Origin of the sequence: Kitasatospora cinereorecta (genome assembly GCF_024172095.1) — a bacterium.
GTDB classification, from domain to species: Bacteria; Actinomycetota; Actinomycetes; order Streptomycetales; family Streptomycetaceae; genus Kitasatospora; species Kitasatospora cinereorecta.
The window spans coordinates 439676-456130 of record NZ_JAMZDX010000006.1 but is presented as its reverse complement, the minus strand read 5'-3'; the positions used below and the strand labels follow the sequence as shown (position 1 = coordinate 456130).

The window sequence follows — 16455 nt, the reverse complement described above, 5'->3', positions numbered from 1 at the left end:
GATTGCTCCGCCCGGGGGAGATTCGCAGGTCCACGGCCGGGTCACGGCCTGAACCGGGTACGTCTGAGCGACCATCCACCCGAGCGTCCGGCCGGGTGACCGTCGCAGCGAGGACGCCCGCGTATGACGTCTGGCAATCCCGGACCCGTGATGCGCAGCGCCGCCGCCCTGGTGCTGCTCACCGCGGCCGTGCTGCCCGCGGCGCTGGAACTGGCCTCCCCCGCGCCCTCCACGGTGATAGGCCCGCCGATCGGCCAGGTCACCGACCGCGCGGCGCCGCCCGACCGGTCGCACCCCGCCGACCTGCGGGCCCGCGGCGCCGCCCCCACGGTCGACCTGAAGCTCTCCGGCGACCCGGCCAACCGGATCACCCTGGTGCTGCTCGGCGACGGCTACACCGACATCCAGCAGAGCCTGTTCCGGGACCAGGCGGACCGGGCCTGGCGCGCCCTGCTGGACATCGAGCCGTTCCGCACCTACCAGGGCTTCTTCAACATACGGCGGGTCGACGTGGTCTCCTCGGCCTCCGGCATCGCCGAGAGCGAGCCGGGCGGCAACAACCCGACCACCCCGCTGGGCATGCACTTCTGGTGCGAGGGCACCGCCCGGCTGCTGTGCGCCGACGAGGACGCCACCGCCCGGTACGCGGGCGCGGGGGACGGGCCGCAGTACCTGATCGCCCTGGCCAACTCGACCGAGTACGGCGGCGCCGGCGGGACCGGGGTGACCACGCTGGCCGGTGGCAGCCCGGACGCCGGGCGGATCATCCAGCACGAGATCGGGCACACCATCGGCGACCTCGGCGACGAGTACGACAGCGCGCCGACCGACTCCGACTACCCGAACCTGGCCACCGTGGACGCCGACGAGATGCTGCGGACCCGCACCAAGTGGTGGCGGTGGATCGGCGCCGCCTCGCCCGACGGCGCCGGCACGGTCGGCGCCTACCGCAGCGGCAACGGCCTCTACCGGCCCACCGCGGACTCGGTGATGCGCACCCTCGGCGGGACGTACAACCTGCCCTCGCGCGAGGCGATCATCGAGCAGATCTACCGCCGGGTGCGGCCGATGGACGCCCCCGACCCGGCCGCCGGCGCCGTCACCGGCCGGCCCCGGCTGAGCGTCCACCCGGTGGCGCTGAGCGGTCAGCGGCAGCTGCAGGTGGACTGGACGGTGGACGGCAGGCCGGTGGAGTCCACCGCGCTCGACCACAGCTGGCTGGACACCGGCGCGCTGGGCCTCGCCCCCGGCCGCAAGGTGACGGTCACCGCGACCGTGCGGGACACCACCGACTGGGTCCGCGACGAGGCGTTCCGCGCCCAGTACATGACGCGCTCGGTGAGCTGGACCGTGGCGGGCTGACCGGCCGTCGGGCGTCGATCGCGCGGCCACCCGCACCGACCTGCGACCCGGCGAATAGATCATTTGATGGGATGACTAGCCTGGATCCACTATGACCGTGGACCCGCCAGGCACCGCCCCGTCCGCACCGTCCGTGTCCGCCGTATCGGCCGTGCCCGCCGCGGCCGCCGGCGCGGTACCCGCGCCCCGTGCCGTCACGGAGGTGCTCGTCCCGCCCGGTGGGCGCGCCGCCTGGCTGGCCTGGTCGATCGGCTCCCTGGTCTACGTCCTCGCCGTGGTGCACCGCACCAGCCTCGGCGTCGCCGGCCTGGACGCCGCCGCCCGGTTCTCCATCGGGGCCTCCGCGCTCTCCACCTTCTCGATCCTGCAGGTCCTGGTCTACGCGGCCATGCAGATCCCGGTCGGCCTGCTGGTCGACCGCTTCGGTCCGCGCCGGGTGCTGCTGCTCGGCGCCCTGCTGATGAGCGCCGGCCAGCTCGCCTTCGCCCTGTCCGACGCGTACGGGCCCGCGCTCGCCTCCCGGGCCGTGCTCGGCTGCGGCGACGCGATGACCTTCATCAGCGTCCTGCGGGTCGCCGCCCGCTGGTTCCCGCCCGCCCGCAACCCGCTGGTCGCCCAGCTCACCGGCTTCGTCGGCACCGGCGGCAACCTGGTCACCACCGTGGTCCTCGCCCAGGCCCTGCACACCGCCGGGTGGACCCGTACCTTCGGCACCATCGCGCTGGCCGGCGTCGGCGTCTTCGCCCTGGTGGCGCTCGCCCTGCGGGAGGCCCCGCCCGGCACCGCCGCGCCCGCCGCCCCCGGTCGCCGGCTCTCGGTCCGGCGGCAGATCCGCGACTCCTGGCGCGAACCCGGCACCCGGCTCGGCCTGTGGGTGCACTTCACCACCGCCTTCCCCGCCGCCGCCTTCGGACTGCTCTGGGGCCTGCCCTACCTGGTCGAGGCCCAGGGCATGACCCGCGCCGCCGCCGGTGGGATGCTCAGCCTGCTGGTGCTGGCGAGCATGGCGTTCGGCTTGCTCTTCGGCCGGCTGGTCTCCCGCTCCGCCGCCCTGCGGATGCCCGTCGCGCTGAGCGTCCTCGCCGCCACCGGCACCGTCTGGGCCCTCGCCCTCGCCTGGCCCGGCGGGCACCCGCCGACCTGGCTGCTGGTCGCCCTGGTCCTGGTGATGGGCAGCAACGGCCCCGCCTCGCTGATCGGCCTCGACTACGCCCGCTCCGCCAACCCGGTGGAGCGAATCGGCACCGCCTCCGGCATCGCCAACATGGGCGGCTTCGTCGGCGCGATGATCACCCTGCTCGGCATCGGCGTGCTGCTCGACGCCCTCTCCCACGGGGACGGCTACACCGCGGGCGCCTACCGGCTGGCGTTCTGCTTCCAGTTCCTGCCGCTGCTGCTCGGCAGCGCCATGATCCTGCGCCTGCGGCGGAAGGTCGCCGCGACCCCGCGCTGAACGGGACCGCGGCGACCGGTCGGGCAGGCCGCTACAGCTCGCCCATCTCCCGCATCAGCGCGGCGATGTCGGGCGCCTCGCCGTAGATCCGGGCCCGCCCGTACTCGAACACCAGCGGGCCGCCGTCCGGCTGGCGGCGGGGCGCCTGCAGCCGGGCGTACGCCAGGTGCGTGGTCAGGTCGACCAGCTTCAGCTTGGCGCACCGCGGGATCGCCCGACCGCCGCGGATCCCCACCCTCTCCACGCTCGGGCAGCGGAAGTACCCGCCGTACGGCGGCCCGCTGTCCTCCTCCGGCGACGGCATCACGAACTCCATCTCGCCGTGTCGGCAGTGCACCGTCCCGTCCGAGCGGACGTTGATCCCGAAGACGGTGTCGTGGTCGAACTCGGCGAGGATGTCGACCTCCTGTCCGATCGCCTCGGCCAGGGTCTCGGCCATGCGCCGACGGTGCCACGGTCCGTCGGTGTCACCCCGCCGCACGGACGGCAGCAGCTCGCCCGTGACCCAGTCCTGGAACGGCCGGGCGTTCGGCTTGTTCGAACGCAGCAGGAGCGTGTAGAGCCCCGCCTCGCTGATCACGCCGAGCAGTGGGTTCCCGCGTCCGCGGTGCTGCTGACCTGCGGCTTCGGGAATACCCGAACCATCGGTAAGGGAAATGGTTCGGGTATTCACGGTGCGCTGGTGTTCCCGTCCGATGCCGCGGACGGCCTTGCTCGGGTTGGTGTGTTCGAGCACCCGGCAGACGTCCGCCGTGGCGAACCAGGGCTCGCCGTCGATCATGACGACCCGGATCGGGTCCCCCGTGACGGGGAAGTGGGAGTGCACCAGCACCATGTCGGCCTCGTCGTTCAAGGCTGCCCCTCCTTCACTCTCGGTGATGGGCTGCCCGGACAAACGAGGCCGAACGGGTGAGCGTGACGGGGTGGCGCGGTCGTACGGAGGCGCGAAGTGCGGCGCCCGAGTGCGTCAGTGCGCGATGCCACTAGTCATATGTAACCCGTCTGATCAGGGCTTCTGTGAGAAGTGGGCCAGAACCCTCGTCGATAGTTCGTGGTCGCCCGCAAAGCGCAGGCGGTCACCGACCGCTTCCGGGCGGACCCGGCCGCAGGCGAGTCGGACGAAGGTCTCCCAGTCGAGGGTGATCCGCGTGTCCGGGCCGAGGACCACGGACTCGTCGACGGTGCCGCGGCCGCTCGCGTCGACCCGGACGGTGCGCAGGAAGCCGACCGGTCCGGTCACCTCGAAGGCGACGGTGGTGCCGGCCGGGGCGCCGGCCCGCTTGGCGACCACGTCCGGCAGGCCCTGCAGCAACAGGTCGCGGGTGACCAGGGCGCCGGGGGCGGAGAGGTTGCCGGGGGTGCGCAGCGCGCGCCGCAGGTCCTGCTCGAGCACCCAGACGTCGCCGGCGCGCCGACGCAGCAGTTCGACGTACGGGACGTCCTCGGAGAGCGGACCGGCCGGCCAGCGGACCAGGTCGCCGGGTTCGTGGCGGGCGTTGCGCAGCGCCCGGGAGCGCCGGATGACCGTGTACTCCAGCTCGCTGATCACCTCGATCGGGGTGTGGCAGCGGCGCTTGTCGACCGGGAGCTCGATGTAGCGGGCGTACTCGCCGGTGACGTGGCGCAGGTCGCCGGGGAGCGAGTGGATCGGCCGCGGGTCGCCGAGCAGCTCGGACTCGACGCCGATGATGTGCGAGACCACGTCGCGGACGGACCAGCCGGGGCACTCGGTGGGCCGGTTCCACGAGTCGGTCGGGACGGGGGCCAGCAGCTCGGTTATCGCTTCGACGGAATGCGTCCAGGCGTCGATGTAGGACTGCACGGTCTGGTTGTCCGTCACGGGAATCTCCGGCCCTCCGTAGGCTTCCGTCGCTCGCGGTCCGGGCCGCGGGGACTCCCGGGCGGACGCGCTACCGGCACGTTACGCTGCCCGGTGTGAGCAGGGCAGCGCTTTCGGGTGACGATCGTAGGACTCTTGCCGTGGACGGTGGTACTGTGCGCGCTTCATTGATCCAACTCGCGGTCTCCGATGCGGAGCCGCCCGCCGAGCGGCGGGCCCGGGCCGCGGCGCTGGTGCGCGCCCAGGAGGGCGCCGACCTGGTGATCCTGCCCGAACTCTGGGCGCTCGGCGGCTTCGCCTACGAGCTCTGGTCGCAGGGGGCCGAGGCGCTGGACGGGCCGACCGCGGAGGCGATGTCGGCGGCCGCCAAGGCGATCGGCGCCTGGGTGCACGCGGGTTCGATCGTCGAACGCGACCCGGACGGTCCGATCTACAACACCTCGCTGCTGTTCGCCCCCGACGGCGAGCTGGCGCACACCTACCGCAAGATCCACCGCTTCGGCTTCGACAGCGGCGAGGCGGTCGCGATGGGCGCCGGCCAGGAGATCGTCACCGCCGCCACCGACTTCGCCACCCTGGGCCTGGCCACCTGCTACGACCTGCGCTTCCCGGAGCTGTTCCGGGCGCTGCTGGACGGCGGGGCCGAGCTGCTGGTGGTCCCGGCCGCCTGGCCGGCCCGCCGCCGGGAGCACTGGACGCTGCTGGCCCGGGCCCGCGCGGTGGAGGAGCAGGCGTACGTGCTGGCCTGCAACACCGCGGGCACCCACGGGGGAGTGGAGCAGGCGGGCGCCAGCATCGTGGTCGACCCGTGGGGCCGGGTGCTGGGCGAGGCCGGTGCCGAGGAGCAGGTGCTCACCGTGGAACTGGACCCGGCCGAGGTGGCCAAGGCCCGGGCGGAGTTCCCCGTGCACCGCGATCGCCTGCTCGGCATCCCGGCCCCGGTCCAGCGCTGACGGGCCGCGGCCCGGCGCTGACGGGCCGCGCCGAGCGGGTCCGGAGCCCGCTCAGGGGCGGGGGCTTGGTCCGGATTGCCGGTCTTGGGTAGCCTGTGCGCGATTTTCGGGCAGGTGTGAGCCCGGACGGATCGGTTCGGCGGGCGCGGGAGGGGGTGGACGGATGACGGTCGGCAACGGGCTGTACGGCGGCGGGGAGCCCGGTGAGGGCCGCTCCGCGATCCGGCGCAACAGCCTCCGCGAGCAGATCGCCGAGGCGCTGCGCGAGGAGATGATGGCCGGCCGCTTCCCGGCCGGACGCAACTTCACCGTCAAGGAGATCGCCGAGCTGTACGGCGTCTCCGCCACCCCGGCCCGCGAGGCGCTGGTCGACCTGGCCGCGCAGGGCCTGCTCACCACCGAGCACCACCGCGGCTTCACCGTGCCCGCGTACGGCTGGGACGACTTCCTGGAGATCTTCGAGGCCCGCGCGCTGCTGACCGACAACGCGCTGCGCCACCTGGCGGCCCGGATCGGCCGCTACGACTGGGCCCGGCTCTCCTCGCTGCGCCGCCGCGCCGAGGCCGCCTCCCGGGCCTCCCGGGCCGGCCAGCTGGACGTGATGGTCGGCTGCGACCTGCGGTTCTGGCGGGAGGCGGCGGCGCTGCTGTGCAACGACCGGATCGCCGGCTACCTGGGCTGGCTGCGGGTGCAGTCCTGGATGTTCGCCGCTCCGCACCTGCGGGCGGCCGGCGAGCTGAGGGGGGTGTGCTGGGACCGCCACGGCGAGCTGGTCGACCGGATCGAGGCCCGGGACCCGGTCGGCGCCCACCGCATCGTCAACGACTACAACCGGTTCACGCTGGAGCTGCTGGCCGGACTGCTGGGCAAGCCGCTGGACGGGGTCGAGGTGCTCCCGCTGCTGCGCGAGCCCGGGACGGCGGCGCCGGCCGCCGGGGACGGCCCCGACCCGGTGGTCCGGGAGACGCTGGCGCGGGAGACGGCCGCGCGGGAGACGGCGGCGGAGGTGGGGCTGGGCATGGTGCCGATGCCCCGGTTCGCCTCGCCGGACTCCCCGGACCCGGCGCACCCGCCGGCGCAGCACCCCGGGTACCCGCTCCGGCCGCCCCGGGCGGGGAACGGGGAGTCGGCGCCGGGCCGGTAGGGTGGGCCGTCGTTGCCCGCCCGTCGGAGAGGATGAGCCGGCCCATGGCCTGCGACCTCTGGCTCGTCCCGCTCGTGGACGTGCTGACCCACAACCCGGAGAACCCGTTCCGGGACGATCTCGCCCGCTACAATGGTGTGCTGGCCTCGCACGGCCTGCCGGCCGTGCCGGTGCACGGCTACGTACCGGGCTTCAGCGGCGAGGTGGAGGCGATAGCCGCCTTCGACTACGACTCGCTCCACTTCCTGCGCCGGGCCTACATGTTGGGCATCACCGGCTTCGAGATCACACCGGTGGACGCGCTCGGTGGTGACTACGAGCAGCTGCTGGAGATGTTCGAGTCGACGGCCGAACAGTCGCACCTGGTATGGCACTTCGACCACGCGGGCGCCTACGTGCCGGTGGACTTCGCCGTCCCGCTGGTCGACGACGGCCTGCTCGCGGCCGGTGGCCCGCTCGGATCCTCGTACGGCCTGCTGCGCGAACTGCAGGCGGTGGCACCGGTGTTGGGGATCGACGTGCTCAACCCGCCGGCCCCCACCCGCCCGCTCAACCCGACCGAGCTGGAGCAGCCCTTCGGGCCGCCGCTGGACGACGTCCACCCCTACGCCCGGGAGCGGCACGCCTGGGCCGGCCTCTACGCGGCGGCGACCCGCAGCGTCACCCAGGGCTCCATGGTGGTCTTCGCCTGAGGCGGCGTCCCGCGCCGCCGGCCGGGGCTTGCGCCGCAGGTCAGCGGAGCGGTCCCTCCGGGGGCCGCTGGCGCGGCATGGTCGGCCGGGTGCCCGGCGCCGGCAGGACGCGGACCTGGGCGCCCATGCCGCCCTCGGACCGCCCGCCCCAGCTGCCGGGGGCCTGGGTGGGCAGCTGGGTCATCCCGGCCCGGAACTCCAGCATCCACTCCGAGGTCTCGGTGCGGACCAGCTCCGAGACGTCCTCGCAGAAGCGCCGCAGCACCCCCAGACAGCGCTCGGCGGCCTCGCCGGCGGTGCCCTCGGTGGGGCCGAGCACCTCGCGCACGCACTCCGAGGCCCAGTCGAACTGGAAGGCCTCCAGGCGCCGTTGCAGCGCCTGCGAGGTGGACACGTCCCGCATCCAGCCGGAGGTCAGCCCGAAGGCCCGGTCGGCCAGCAGGCAGGCCGCGGACAGCGCCAGCCCCGCGTAGCCGTACTCCAGCGCCCGGTCCAGCGTCCCGGTGAGGGCGACCAGCGGGCCGGCGACCCCGCCGACCGCGAAGACGGCCGAGCCGAAACGCAGCACCCGGGCCCACCGCCGCTTCCAGACCCGGTCCCTGCGGTACCACTCGATCGCCTCGACCGCCCGCTCCTCCGACCAGCGGTAGAGCTCCTCCAGCCGCTCGGCCGGCTCGCCCCAGTCGCCCAGCGGGAACTGGCGGGCGCTCAGGTCGGTGCGGCGACGGGTCGGGGTCCGTCCGGTGGCGGGCAGGACGGGCGGGTCGTCGTCCCCGACCTCCTTGCCCCAGGCACTTTCCTCGGGCTGCATTTCCGGCTGGCTCACCTGTGGCGCTCCCTGTGGCGGTGTGACGGCGGAGGCCCGGCGGTCACCGGGACTGACGGTAGAGGTTTCTGACTGTGTGTGGGGCTGACAGTGTGTCGAAGCACTTCTTACCGCCAAATGGCTGACCGTGGGGCCGCTTCCCCGGTGATCGTTATGGGAATTCACGTCCGGAACGCGAGGTGAGAGGGTTTCGGCGGGTGGCTGGATTTCACTCTTCCGAGCGAGGTGAAGTGCGGCCGCCAACCTGACTCCACGCGGGTCTTGGATGTTCCTCCAACTCCGGAGCGGGCATAGCGCCTGCTATTGGAGGTTCCACCAGCGACTACCCTTGCCAAGCGTGAAGGTCCTCGTCATCGGCGGCGGCGCCCGCGAACACGCCCTGTGCCGCTCCCTGTCCCAAGATCCCGACGTGACCGAGCTCCACTGCGCCCCGGGCAACGCCGGGATCGCGCAGGTGGCGACGGTCCACCCGGTCGACCAGCTGGACGGCGCGGCCGTCACCGAGCTGGCCCGGGAACTCGCCGCCGACCTGGTCGTGGTCGGCCCGGAGGCCCCGCTGGTGGCCGGCGTCGCCGACCCGCTGCGCGCGGCCGGCATCCCGGTCTTCGGCCCCTCCGCCGAGGCCGCCCAGCTGGAGGGCTCCAAGGCCTTCGCCAAGGACGTGATGGCCGGCGCCGGCGTCCCCACCGCCCGCTCCTACGTCTGCCTCACCGCCGAGGAGGCCGCCGAGGCCCTCGACGCCTTCGGCGCCCCCTATGTGGTGAAGGACGACGGCCTGGCCGCCGGCAAGGGCGTCGTGGTCACCTCCGACCGCGCGGCCGCCCTGGCCCACGCCGCGAGCTGCGACCGCGTGGTCATCGAGGAGTACCTCGACGGCCCCGAGGTCTCGCTGTTCGCGATCACCGACGGCACCACCGTGCTCCCGCTGGTCCCCGCCCAGGACTTCAAGCGCGCCCTGGACGGCGACGAGGGCCCCAACACCGGCGGCATGGGCGCCTACTCCCCGCTGCCCTGGGCCCCCGAGGGCCTGGTCCAGGAGGTGCTGGACACCGTCCTGCAGCCCACCGTGGACGAGCTGCGCCGTCGCGGTACTCCCTTCTCCGGCCTGCTGTACGCCGGCCTGGCACTGACCGGCCGCGGCACCCGGGTGATCGAGTTCAACGCCCGCTTCGGCGACCCGGAGACCCAGGTCGTGCTGGCCCGGCTGCGCACCCCGCTGGCCGGCGTCCTGCTCGCCGCCGCCAAGGGCACCCTGGCCGAGCTGGAGCCGCTGCGCTGGAGCGACGGCGCCGCCGTCACCGTGGTGATGGCCTCCGAGGGCTACCCCGCCGCGCCCCGCACCGGCGACCCGATCGACGGCCTCGCCGAGGCCGAGGCCGACGGCACCGCCTTCGTACTGCACGCCGGCACCCGGTTCGGCGCCGACGGCGAGGTGCTCACCGCGGGCGGCCGCGTCCTGTCGGTCACCGCGACCGGCGAGGACCTCGCCGAGGCCCGCGCCAAGGCCTACCGGGGGGTCGAGCGGATCTCCTTCAAGGGCGCCCAGCACCGCACCGACATCGCCGCCAAGGCCGCCGGCTGACCCGCCGCCGACCAGGCCTTTCGCGGGGCGCTGCGCCCGGACTACCCGTCCGGACGCAGCGCCCCGCGGCGTTCCCGGACCGGGCCCGCCGTCCCGGCCGGGGGAAGAATTCCAGTCCTTCGGGTGATGTCTTGGGGATCCGGCTGACGGGCCACCGGTACCGGTCGTAGGGTGCGCTGGGTCGCGATGGCCCGGGGTGGTGCCGTCGCCCCCGCCGCTCGTGGCGGGGCCGCACCGGGGGGATGCTGGGGACGCGGTGGCACCCGCGCCCGTCACCAGGACGGGTGGAATCCGCGGCGAACCGGAACACCGGTCCGCACGCGGGCGTCAAAACTGTCAGAAGTGCCACGCACCATGCATCAACGGGGGCGGTGATGGCCGTTTCCCGTACCGGTATTGATCGTTTCCCATCGGCTGCGAAGGGGGTGACGCGTCGGATGGCCGCTGTCGACGCCGCACGCGCACGTGCCCAGGCCGTTCTGCGGGTCCGCGGACGGGCCCTGGCCGCCGCCGTCCTGCCCGCCGCCGTCGCGGTGGTGCTCATAGCCGGGCGGTTCACCGGCCGGATCGGCGCGCCCGGATCCCCCGACGCCCCGGCCTGGGACGCCGTCCGCTGGGCGGTCGCCGCCGTCGCCGCCCTGGCGCTGCTCACCGCCGCCCTGGTGGCCCGCTCGCACCGCCGGGCCGTCCCCCCGGCCACCCCGACCGTCCCGCTGGACACCTCCTGCGCCCCCGAGCTGTACCGGCTGATCGGCGAACTCGCCGAACGGCTGGAGGTGCCCGCCCCCTCCGCCATCGCCCTCACCCCGGACTGCGACAGCTGGCTGGAGGAGCCGCCCGGCCCGGCCGACCGGCACCATCGGACGCCCGCACCGGTCCTGGTGATCGGCTCGCCCTTCCTGTGGTGGATGCGCGCCGGCGAGCTGCGCGCCCTGCTGGCCCCCGTGGTGGCCGGCACCGCCGCCGCGGCCGACCCCGAGATCGCCGCCGCCCGCCGCTTCCTGCGCAGCCTGGACGCCGCGATCGACGGCGGCCGCAAGGGCCCCGCCGCCCTGGTCGACCGGATCAACCGGGCCCTGCTGGCCGCCTGCCGCGAGCACGCCTCCGAACTGGAACGGGCCGCCGCGGCCTGGGCCTCCGAGCACGCCAGGGCCGTCGACTACGGCCTGCGGATCGCCGCCCAGGAACAGGTCGGCCTGGCCTACGCCGGCTGGGACCGCCTGCTCACCCGGGTCGCCCTGCCCGCCTGGCGGCTCGGCCGCCACCCCGCCCACCTCAACGCCGGCGTGGTCGCCGCCCTCACCGACCTCTCCCGCCGCGACCGGCTCGCCGACGGCTACGAGACCCGCCTCGGCGACCGGCCCGCCTGCGACCTGCTCGAGGAGCCCGGCGACATCGACGCCGCCGTCTCGCTGCTCGCCGCCGAGCTGCTGCACGAAGTCCCCGCCGCGGGCTGGCGCGCGCTCGACTGGACCGACTACCCGCGCGACGTGGTCGACCGCGGCTGGCGGGTCCAGGCCGCCGCCCTGCAGGCCGCCCTCGGCGACGACCGGGCCGCCCGGCCCACCCTCGCCCGGCTGCTGGCCCGGCTGGCGGCCGGCGAGGCCGAGCAGCTGGCCGCCGCACTGGCCGGCCAGGTGGCGCGCGCCGCCAAGGTCGCGCCCCCGCTGCCACCCGTGCGCAGCGGACGCGAGCTGCTGGTCGAACACGTCACCGCGACGGTCTGCTGCGCCGCGGTGGACGCCGGCTCCGCGACCCCCGGCCTGGACTGGCTGGACGGCCCGGTCCTGCTGCTGGACGGCCGCCGCGCCGACCTCGCGGCCGCCGTGGTCGGCGCGGTCGAACACGGCGAGGACAAACCCTTGCGCACTTGGCTGGAGCGGGCCGGGGTGCGGCTGGAACGCCCGGTACGGCTCTCCGGCTGACGACGGCGGTTGCCGAGTACCAGTTGCTACGGTGGGGTGACGCAGCGCCATCGGGGTGTGGTGTGCTGGACCACACGCACATCCGCGTGGCAATTGCCAACTCCCGGCGGATGGGCCAGTGGTGGGGAGGGCGCGTGGGGACGGAACGCAATCGGCGGTGGGAGTCCGGCACGCTGGCGCACGGCGTGTCCGACCCGTTCGGCCAGGGACCGCTGCCCTGGCTGCGCAGCCCGGACGCGTACCGGGCCGAGGGCGAGGCAGCCGTCCCCTGGTACGTCAGCGTGGACGCCCCCGGCCAGCACCCGCCGCCCGGCACCCGGCCCGCCCCGCCGGTCGGCACCCCCCGCAACTCCGACGACGTCGACCAGCAGATCAAGGGCTTCGCCTCGGCCGGAGTGATCCGCCCCGGCGGCGCGGTCGACCTCCGGGTCACCGTCAACCCGCCCCGCGAGTTCCAGGTCGACGTCTACCGGATCGGCCACGACGGCGGCGACGGCGCCCGCCAGGTGCACTCCAGCCCGCTGATCGCCGGCATGGCCCAGGCCGCCCCGCTGGTGGTAGGCCGCACCGTCTCCTGCCACCACTGGTGGCAGTCCTGGCGGCTGCAGATCCCCCCGGACTGGCGGCCGGGCGCCTACGTCGCCGTGCTCACCACCGCCGACGGCCGCGACCGCAGCCACATCCCGTTCACCGTCCGCGACCCCGCCGACCGGCTGCACGCCGCCGAACTCCTCCTGGTCATCCCCGACGTCACCTGGCAGGCCTACAACCTCTTCCCCGAGGACGGCCACCAGGGCGCCAGCCTCTACCACGCCTGGGACGGCACCGGCCGGCTGCTCGGTGAGGCCGAGGCCGCCGTCACCGTCTCCTTCGACCGCCCGCACGCCGGCGCCGGCCTGCCGCTGCACGTCGGCCACGCCTACGACTTCATCCGCTGGGCCGAGCGCTACGGCTACGACCTCGCCTACGCCACCGCCACCGACCTGCACGCCGGCCTGGTCGACCCGACCCGGCACAAGGCCCTGGTCTTCCCCGGCCACGACGAGTACTGGTCCGAGCCGATGCGCCGCGCCGTCGAACGCGCCCGCGACGGCGGCACCTCGCTGGTCTTCCTCTCCGCCAACACCATGTACTGGCGGGTCGACCTCACCCCCGGCGCCTCCGGCGAACCCCACCGGCTGCTCAACTGCCGCAAGCGCCAGAAGCTGCCCCCGGACAGCCCCGCCGCCGGCGCCCCCGGCAGCGCCAGCGCCCTGTGGCGCGACGCCGGCGAACCCGAGCAGCACCTGCTCGGCCTCCAGTACGCCGGCAGCGTCCCCTCGCCCGTCCCGCTGATCGCCCGCAACACCTCCCACTGGCTCTGGGAGGGCACCGGCCTGCACGACGGCGACCCGTTGCCCGGCCTGGTCGCCGGCGAGGCCGACCGCTACTTCCCCAAGGTCGCGCTCCCCGAGCACACCGAGCGGATCCTGCTCGCCCACTCCCCGTACCGCGACTCGGCCGGCCGCACCACCCACCAGGAGACCTCGCTCTACCGCGCCCCCAGCGGCGCGTATGTCTTCGCCGCCGGCACCTTCGCCTGGTCGCCCGCCCTGGACCGGCCCGGCCACACCGACGAGCGGATCCAGCGGGCCACCGCCAACCTGCTGGACCACCTCTGCAAGGAGGGCTGACCTGCGCCGTGAAAGACTCGGCCGCACAGCTCCCCTTCCTTTTCCCCTGAGGACTGACCTTGAGCGGATTTGTCACCAAGCCCGAGCCGGTCCAGGTGCCCGGCCTGGTCCACCTGCACACCGGCAAGGTGCGCGACCTGTACCGGGCCGAGAACGGCGACCTGGTGATGGTGGCCAGTGACCGGACCTCGGCCTTCGACTGGGTGCTGCCCAACGAGATCCCCGACAAGGGCCGGATCCTCACCCAGCTGTCGATGTGGTGGTTCGAGCGGATCGCCGACCTGGTCCCCAACCACGTGGTCTCCACCGACGTCCCGGCCGGCGCCCCCGCCGACTGGGCGGGCCGGACGATGATCTGCCGCAGCCTGGAGATGGTCCCGGTCGAGTGCGTCGCCCGCGGCTACCTCACCGGCTCCGGCCTCAAGGAGTACGAGGCCGACCGCACCGTCTGCGGCATCGCCCTCCCGGACGGCCTGGTGGACGGCTCCGAGCTGCCCGCGCCGATCTACACCCCGGCGCTGAAGGCCGAGGTCGGGGAGCACGACGAGAACGTCTCCTACGAGGAGACCGCCCGCCGGGTCGGCGCCGAACTGGCCGCCACCCTCCGGCAGACCACGCTCGCCGTCTACGGCCGCGCCCGGGACATCGCCCGTGAGCGGGGGCTCATCCTGGCCGACACCAAGTTCGAGTTCGGCCTGCTGGACGGCGAGCTGGTGATCGGCGACGAAGTGCTCACGCCGGACTCCTCGCGCTACTGGCCCGCCGACGAGTGGAAGCCGGGGCAGAGCCAGCCCTCCTTCGACAAGCAGATCATCCGCAACTGGCTCGCCTCGCCCGCCTCCGGCTGGGACCCCAAGGGCGAGCTGCCGCCGCCGGCCCTCCCGGCGGACGTCGTGGAGCACACCCGGGCGCGGTACATCGAGGCGTACGAGCGCCTCACCGGCCTCAGCTGGTAGGGGTAACCGAGTAGGGGCGCGAGGAACTGCGCGACCAGCCATCGCTCTTCCTGAGCTGTCGGCCGGTCGCGCAGTTCCTCGCGCCCCTGTTCGCTCGCCCGAACTCTCAGATCCAGCCGTGCTCGCGGGCGATCCGGACCGCCGCGTGCCGGTTCTCCGCGCCGAGTTTGGTGGCCGCCGAGGACAGGTAGTTGCGGACCGTCCCGGGGGAGAGCGCCGCCCGGGCGGCGATGTCCGCGATCGAGGTGCCGTGGGCGGCGAGCTCCAGGACGTCGGTCTCGCGCGGGGTGAGCGGGCTGTCGCCCGCGCTGATCGCGTCGGCGGCCAGCTCGGGGTCCACGTACCGCCCGCCGGCCCGGACGGTACGGATGATTCCGGCCAGATCCGACGCGGAGACGGTCTTCGGCAGGAAGCCGCGGACACCGACCTCCAGGGCGCGCTTGAGGTACCCGGGCCGCCCGTGCCCGGTGACGATCATCGTGCGGCACTCGGGCACCCGTCGCCGCAGCTCGGCGGCCACCTCGATGCCGTCCAGCCCGGGCATCTGCAGGTCGAGCACGGCGACGTCCGGCCGGTGGGCGGCGGCCATGGCGAGGGCCTCCGGCCCGGAGGCGGCCTCGGCGACCACCGTGATGTCGTCCTCCAGCGCGAGCAGGGCGGCCAGTGCGCCGCGGATCAGGTGCTCGTCGTCGGCCAGCAGCACACGGACGGGGTCGGTCATCGGGTCGGCACCTCCGGGGCCGGCAGGGCGGGCGGCAGGGCGAGCGGCAGGGTGGCGGTGACCTTGAAGGTGCCCGGGTCGGCGGCGGGGACGTCCAGCGCGCCGCCGTACGCGCAGAGCCGTTCCCGCAGGCCGGCCAGGCCGCTCCCACCCGGGTCGGCCCCGGTCGGGTCGGCCCCGCGCTGGGCGGGCACCGCCCGTACGCCGTCGTTCTCGACCTCCAGCACGACGGCCCCGTCGGCGGTCCGGAGCCGGATCGCGCAGCGGGCGGCCTCGCTGTGCCGCAGGACGTTGGTGGCGGCCTCGCGGACCACCCAGCCCAGCACCGACTGGACGGTGACGGGCAGCGCGGCGGGATCCGTGGTGAAGGCCAGCTCGCAGGCGACGTCGGCGGCGCGCAGCACCGCCCGGGCGCCTGTCACCTCGGCCTGGAGGTCGGCGCTGCGGTAGCCGCGCACCACCTCGCGCACCTCGCGGTGCGACTCCTGGGCGATCCGCTGCACCTCGGTCATCTGGTCGGCGGCCTCCGGGCGGCCCCGGCGGGCGAGTTGGACGGCCAGTTCGCTCTTCAGCGCGATCGTGGTGAGGTTGCGGCCGAGCACGTCGTGCAGGTCGCGGGAGAAGCGCAGCCGCTCCTCGGCGACGGCCAGCCGGGCCTGGGTCTCGCGGGCGGCGTCGAGCTCCCACACCACCCGGGCCATCCAGGCGGAGCTGCGGTAGGTGACGCCGCCGAGCAGCGCGCCGAGCGCGGAGCCGATCAGCAGGCCGAGCACGGCGAACGGTGACAGGCCGGCCACCAGCAGCGGGACGGCGGTCAGGGCCAGGCCCACCAGTCCGGTGGCCGCCGCGCGGGCCGGTGCGAGGCCCAGCGAGGCGGAGGCGAGCCAGAAGGACACGGTGACGGTCAGGACACCGGGGGAGAAGGCCGCCGGCCCGTCCGGACCGGGGTGCGGGCCGACCACCAGGGTGGCCGTACCGACCGCCAGCGCGAGCGCGCCGGCGGCGCAGATCCAGCCGGTCGGGCGGGCGCGGCGGCCCAGGTAGGCGGGCAGGGTGACCCGGAACAGCGCCACGTTGGCGGCGGCGGCCAGCACGCTGCCGAACACGGCCACCCGGACGGCGAGCGGCGAGATCTCGTTCCTGCCGACCAGGCCGCCCAGCAGGCTGAGCGTGACCAGCGGCTGGGCCACCGCCACCGAGTACAGCGACCAGCGGACCAGCAGCTCGGTGCGCTGCGGCTTGCCGGTGGCCCGCCAGCGGCGGACCGGTCGTGCCACGTCCACGTGCTCCCCTCCCGATCGGGCTCCTTCTTACCAGCCGGGCGTTAC

The 16455-nt window shown here is 74.5% G+C and carries 14 protein-coding genes; 9 read left to right on the top strand and 5 right to left on the bottom strand.

Going from position 1 to position 16455, the window contains the following annotated elements:
- Positions 1-123: 123 nt before the first annotated feature.
- Positions 124-1362 carry a M64 family metallopeptidase gene (locus FHR36_RS31430; protein ID WP_253802702.1) on the top strand — a complete coding sequence of 413 codons (1239 nt, stop codon included), beginning with the start codon at positions 124-126 and terminating at the stop codon, positions 1360-1362.
- 91 nt (positions 1363-1453) lie between these two features.
- Complete coding sequence (locus FHR36_RS31425; protein ID WP_301330889.1) at positions 1454-2815, top strand: MFS transporter; 1362 nt, start codon at positions 1454-1456, stop codon at positions 2813-2815.
- 31 nt (positions 2816-2846) lie between these two features.
- Here the strand turns inward: FHR36_RS31425 and FHR36_RS31420 are convergent, their stop codons facing one another.
- Together FHR36_RS31420 and FHR36_RS31415 are read right to left on the bottom strand one after the other, a co-directional pair.
- On the bottom strand, positions 2847-3668 hold the full coding sequence (locus FHR36_RS31420; protein WP_253802698.1) for a BRO-N domain-containing protein: 822 nt from the start codon (positions 3666-3668) through the stop codon (positions 2847-2849).
- 153 nt (positions 3669-3821) lie between these two features.
- Complete coding sequence (locus FHR36_RS31415; protein ID WP_253802696.1) at positions 3822-4655, bottom strand: maleylpyruvate isomerase family mycothiol-dependent enzyme; 834 nt, start codon at positions 4653-4655, stop codon at positions 3822-3824.
- Between the two features lie 155 nt (positions 4656-4810).
- Between FHR36_RS31415 and FHR36_RS31410 the strand changes: the two genes are divergently transcribed.
- The 3 genes from FHR36_RS31410 to FHR36_RS31400 all read left to right on the top strand — a co-directional run bounded on the left by FHR36_RS31410 (position 4811) and on the right by FHR36_RS31400 (position 7444).
- Positions 4811-5608, top strand: coding sequence for a carbon-nitrogen family hydrolase (locus tag FHR36_RS31410; RefSeq protein ID WP_253802694.1), 798 nt, complete (start codon positions 4811-4813; stop codon positions 5606-5608).
- Between the two features lie 163 nt (positions 5609-5771).
- Positions 5772-6752, top strand: a complete 981-nt coding sequence (locus tag FHR36_RS31405) for a GntR family transcriptional regulator (RefSeq protein WP_308199691.1) — start codon at positions 5772-5774, stop codon at positions 6750-6752.
- A 44-nt stretch (positions 6753-6796) separates the two neighbouring features.
- Complete coding sequence (locus FHR36_RS31400) at positions 6797-7444, top strand: putative DNA-mimic protein (protein ID WP_253802692.1); 648 nt, start codon at positions 6797-6799, stop codon at positions 7442-7444.
- 40 nt (positions 7445-7484) lie between these two features.
- Here the strand turns inward: FHR36_RS31400 and FHR36_RS31395 are convergent, their stop codons facing one another.
- The gene (locus FHR36_RS31395) at positions 7485-8270 is read right to left on the bottom strand and encodes an SLATT domain-containing protein (RefSeq protein ID WP_380232488.1); all 786 of its coding nucleotides are present in this window, start codon (positions 8268-8270) and stop codon (positions 7485-7487) included.
- A gap of 337 nt (positions 8271-8607) precedes the next feature.
- Between FHR36_RS31395 and purD the strand changes: the two genes are divergently transcribed.
- The 4 genes from purD to FHR36_RS31375 all read left to right on the top strand — a co-directional run bounded on the left by purD (position 8608) and on the right by FHR36_RS31375 (position 14406).
- Positions 8608-9852, top strand: a complete 1245-nt coding sequence (purD, locus tag FHR36_RS31390; RefSeq protein WP_253802690.1) for a phosphoribosylamine--glycine ligase — start codon at positions 8608-8610, stop codon at positions 9850-9852.
- Positions 9853-10289: 437 nt separating this feature from the next.
- Positions 10290-11777, top strand: coding sequence for a hypothetical protein (locus FHR36_RS31385; protein ID WP_253802688.1), 1488 nt, complete (start codon positions 10290-10292; stop codon positions 11775-11777).
- Between the two features lie 134 nt (positions 11778-11911).
- Positions 11912-13450, top strand: coding sequence for a N,N-dimethylformamidase beta subunit family domain-containing protein (locus tag FHR36_RS31380; RefSeq protein WP_253802685.1), 1539 nt, complete (start codon positions 11912-11914; stop codon positions 13448-13450).
- A gap of 59 nt (positions 13451-13509) precedes the next feature.
- Positions 13510-14406, top strand: a complete 897-nt coding sequence (locus tag FHR36_RS31375) for a phosphoribosylaminoimidazolesuccinocarboxamide synthase (RefSeq protein ID WP_253802683.1) — start codon at positions 13510-13512, stop codon at positions 14404-14406.
- A gap of 106 nt (positions 14407-14512) precedes the next feature.
- Here the strand turns inward: FHR36_RS31375 and FHR36_RS31370 are convergent, their stop codons facing one another.
- Positions 14513-15127, bottom strand: a complete 615-nt coding sequence (locus tag FHR36_RS31370; RefSeq protein ID WP_253802681.1) for a response regulator transcription factor — start codon at positions 15125-15127, stop codon at positions 14513-14515.
- The gene (locus FHR36_RS31365; RefSeq protein ID WP_253802679.1) at positions 15124-16410 is read right to left on the bottom strand and encodes a sensor histidine kinase; all 1287 of its coding nucleotides are present in this window, start codon (positions 16408-16410) and stop codon (positions 15124-15126) included. Before FHR36_RS31365 ends, FHR36_RS31370 begins: the two co-directional genes overlap by 4 nt.
- Between the last annotated feature and the right edge of the window lie 45 nt (positions 16411-16455).

Coding starts and splice junctions, on each gene's coding strand:
- FHR36_RS31430 (WP_253802702.1), top strand. CDS start 124: ATGACGTCTGGCAATCCCGGACCCGTGATGCGCAGCGCCGCCGCCCTG.
- FHR36_RS31425 (WP_301330889.1), top strand. CDS start 1,454: ATGACCGTGGACCCGCCAGGCACCGCCCCGTCCGCACCGTCCGTGTCC.
- FHR36_RS31405 (WP_308199691.1), top strand. CDS start 5,772: ATGACGGTCGGCAACGGGCTGTACGGCGGCGGGGAGCCCGGTGAGGGC.
- FHR36_RS31400 (WP_253802692.1), top strand. CDS start 6,797: ATGGCCTGCGACCTCTGGCTCGTCCCGCTCGTGGACGTGCTGACCCAC.
- FHR36_RS31385 (WP_253802688.1), top strand. CDS start 10,290: ATGGCCGCTGTCGACGCCGCACGCGCACGTGCCCAGGCCGTTCTGCGG.
- FHR36_RS31370 (WP_253802681.1), bottom strand. CDS start 15,127: ATGACCGACCCCGTCCGTGTGCTGCTGGCCGACGACGAGCACCTGATC.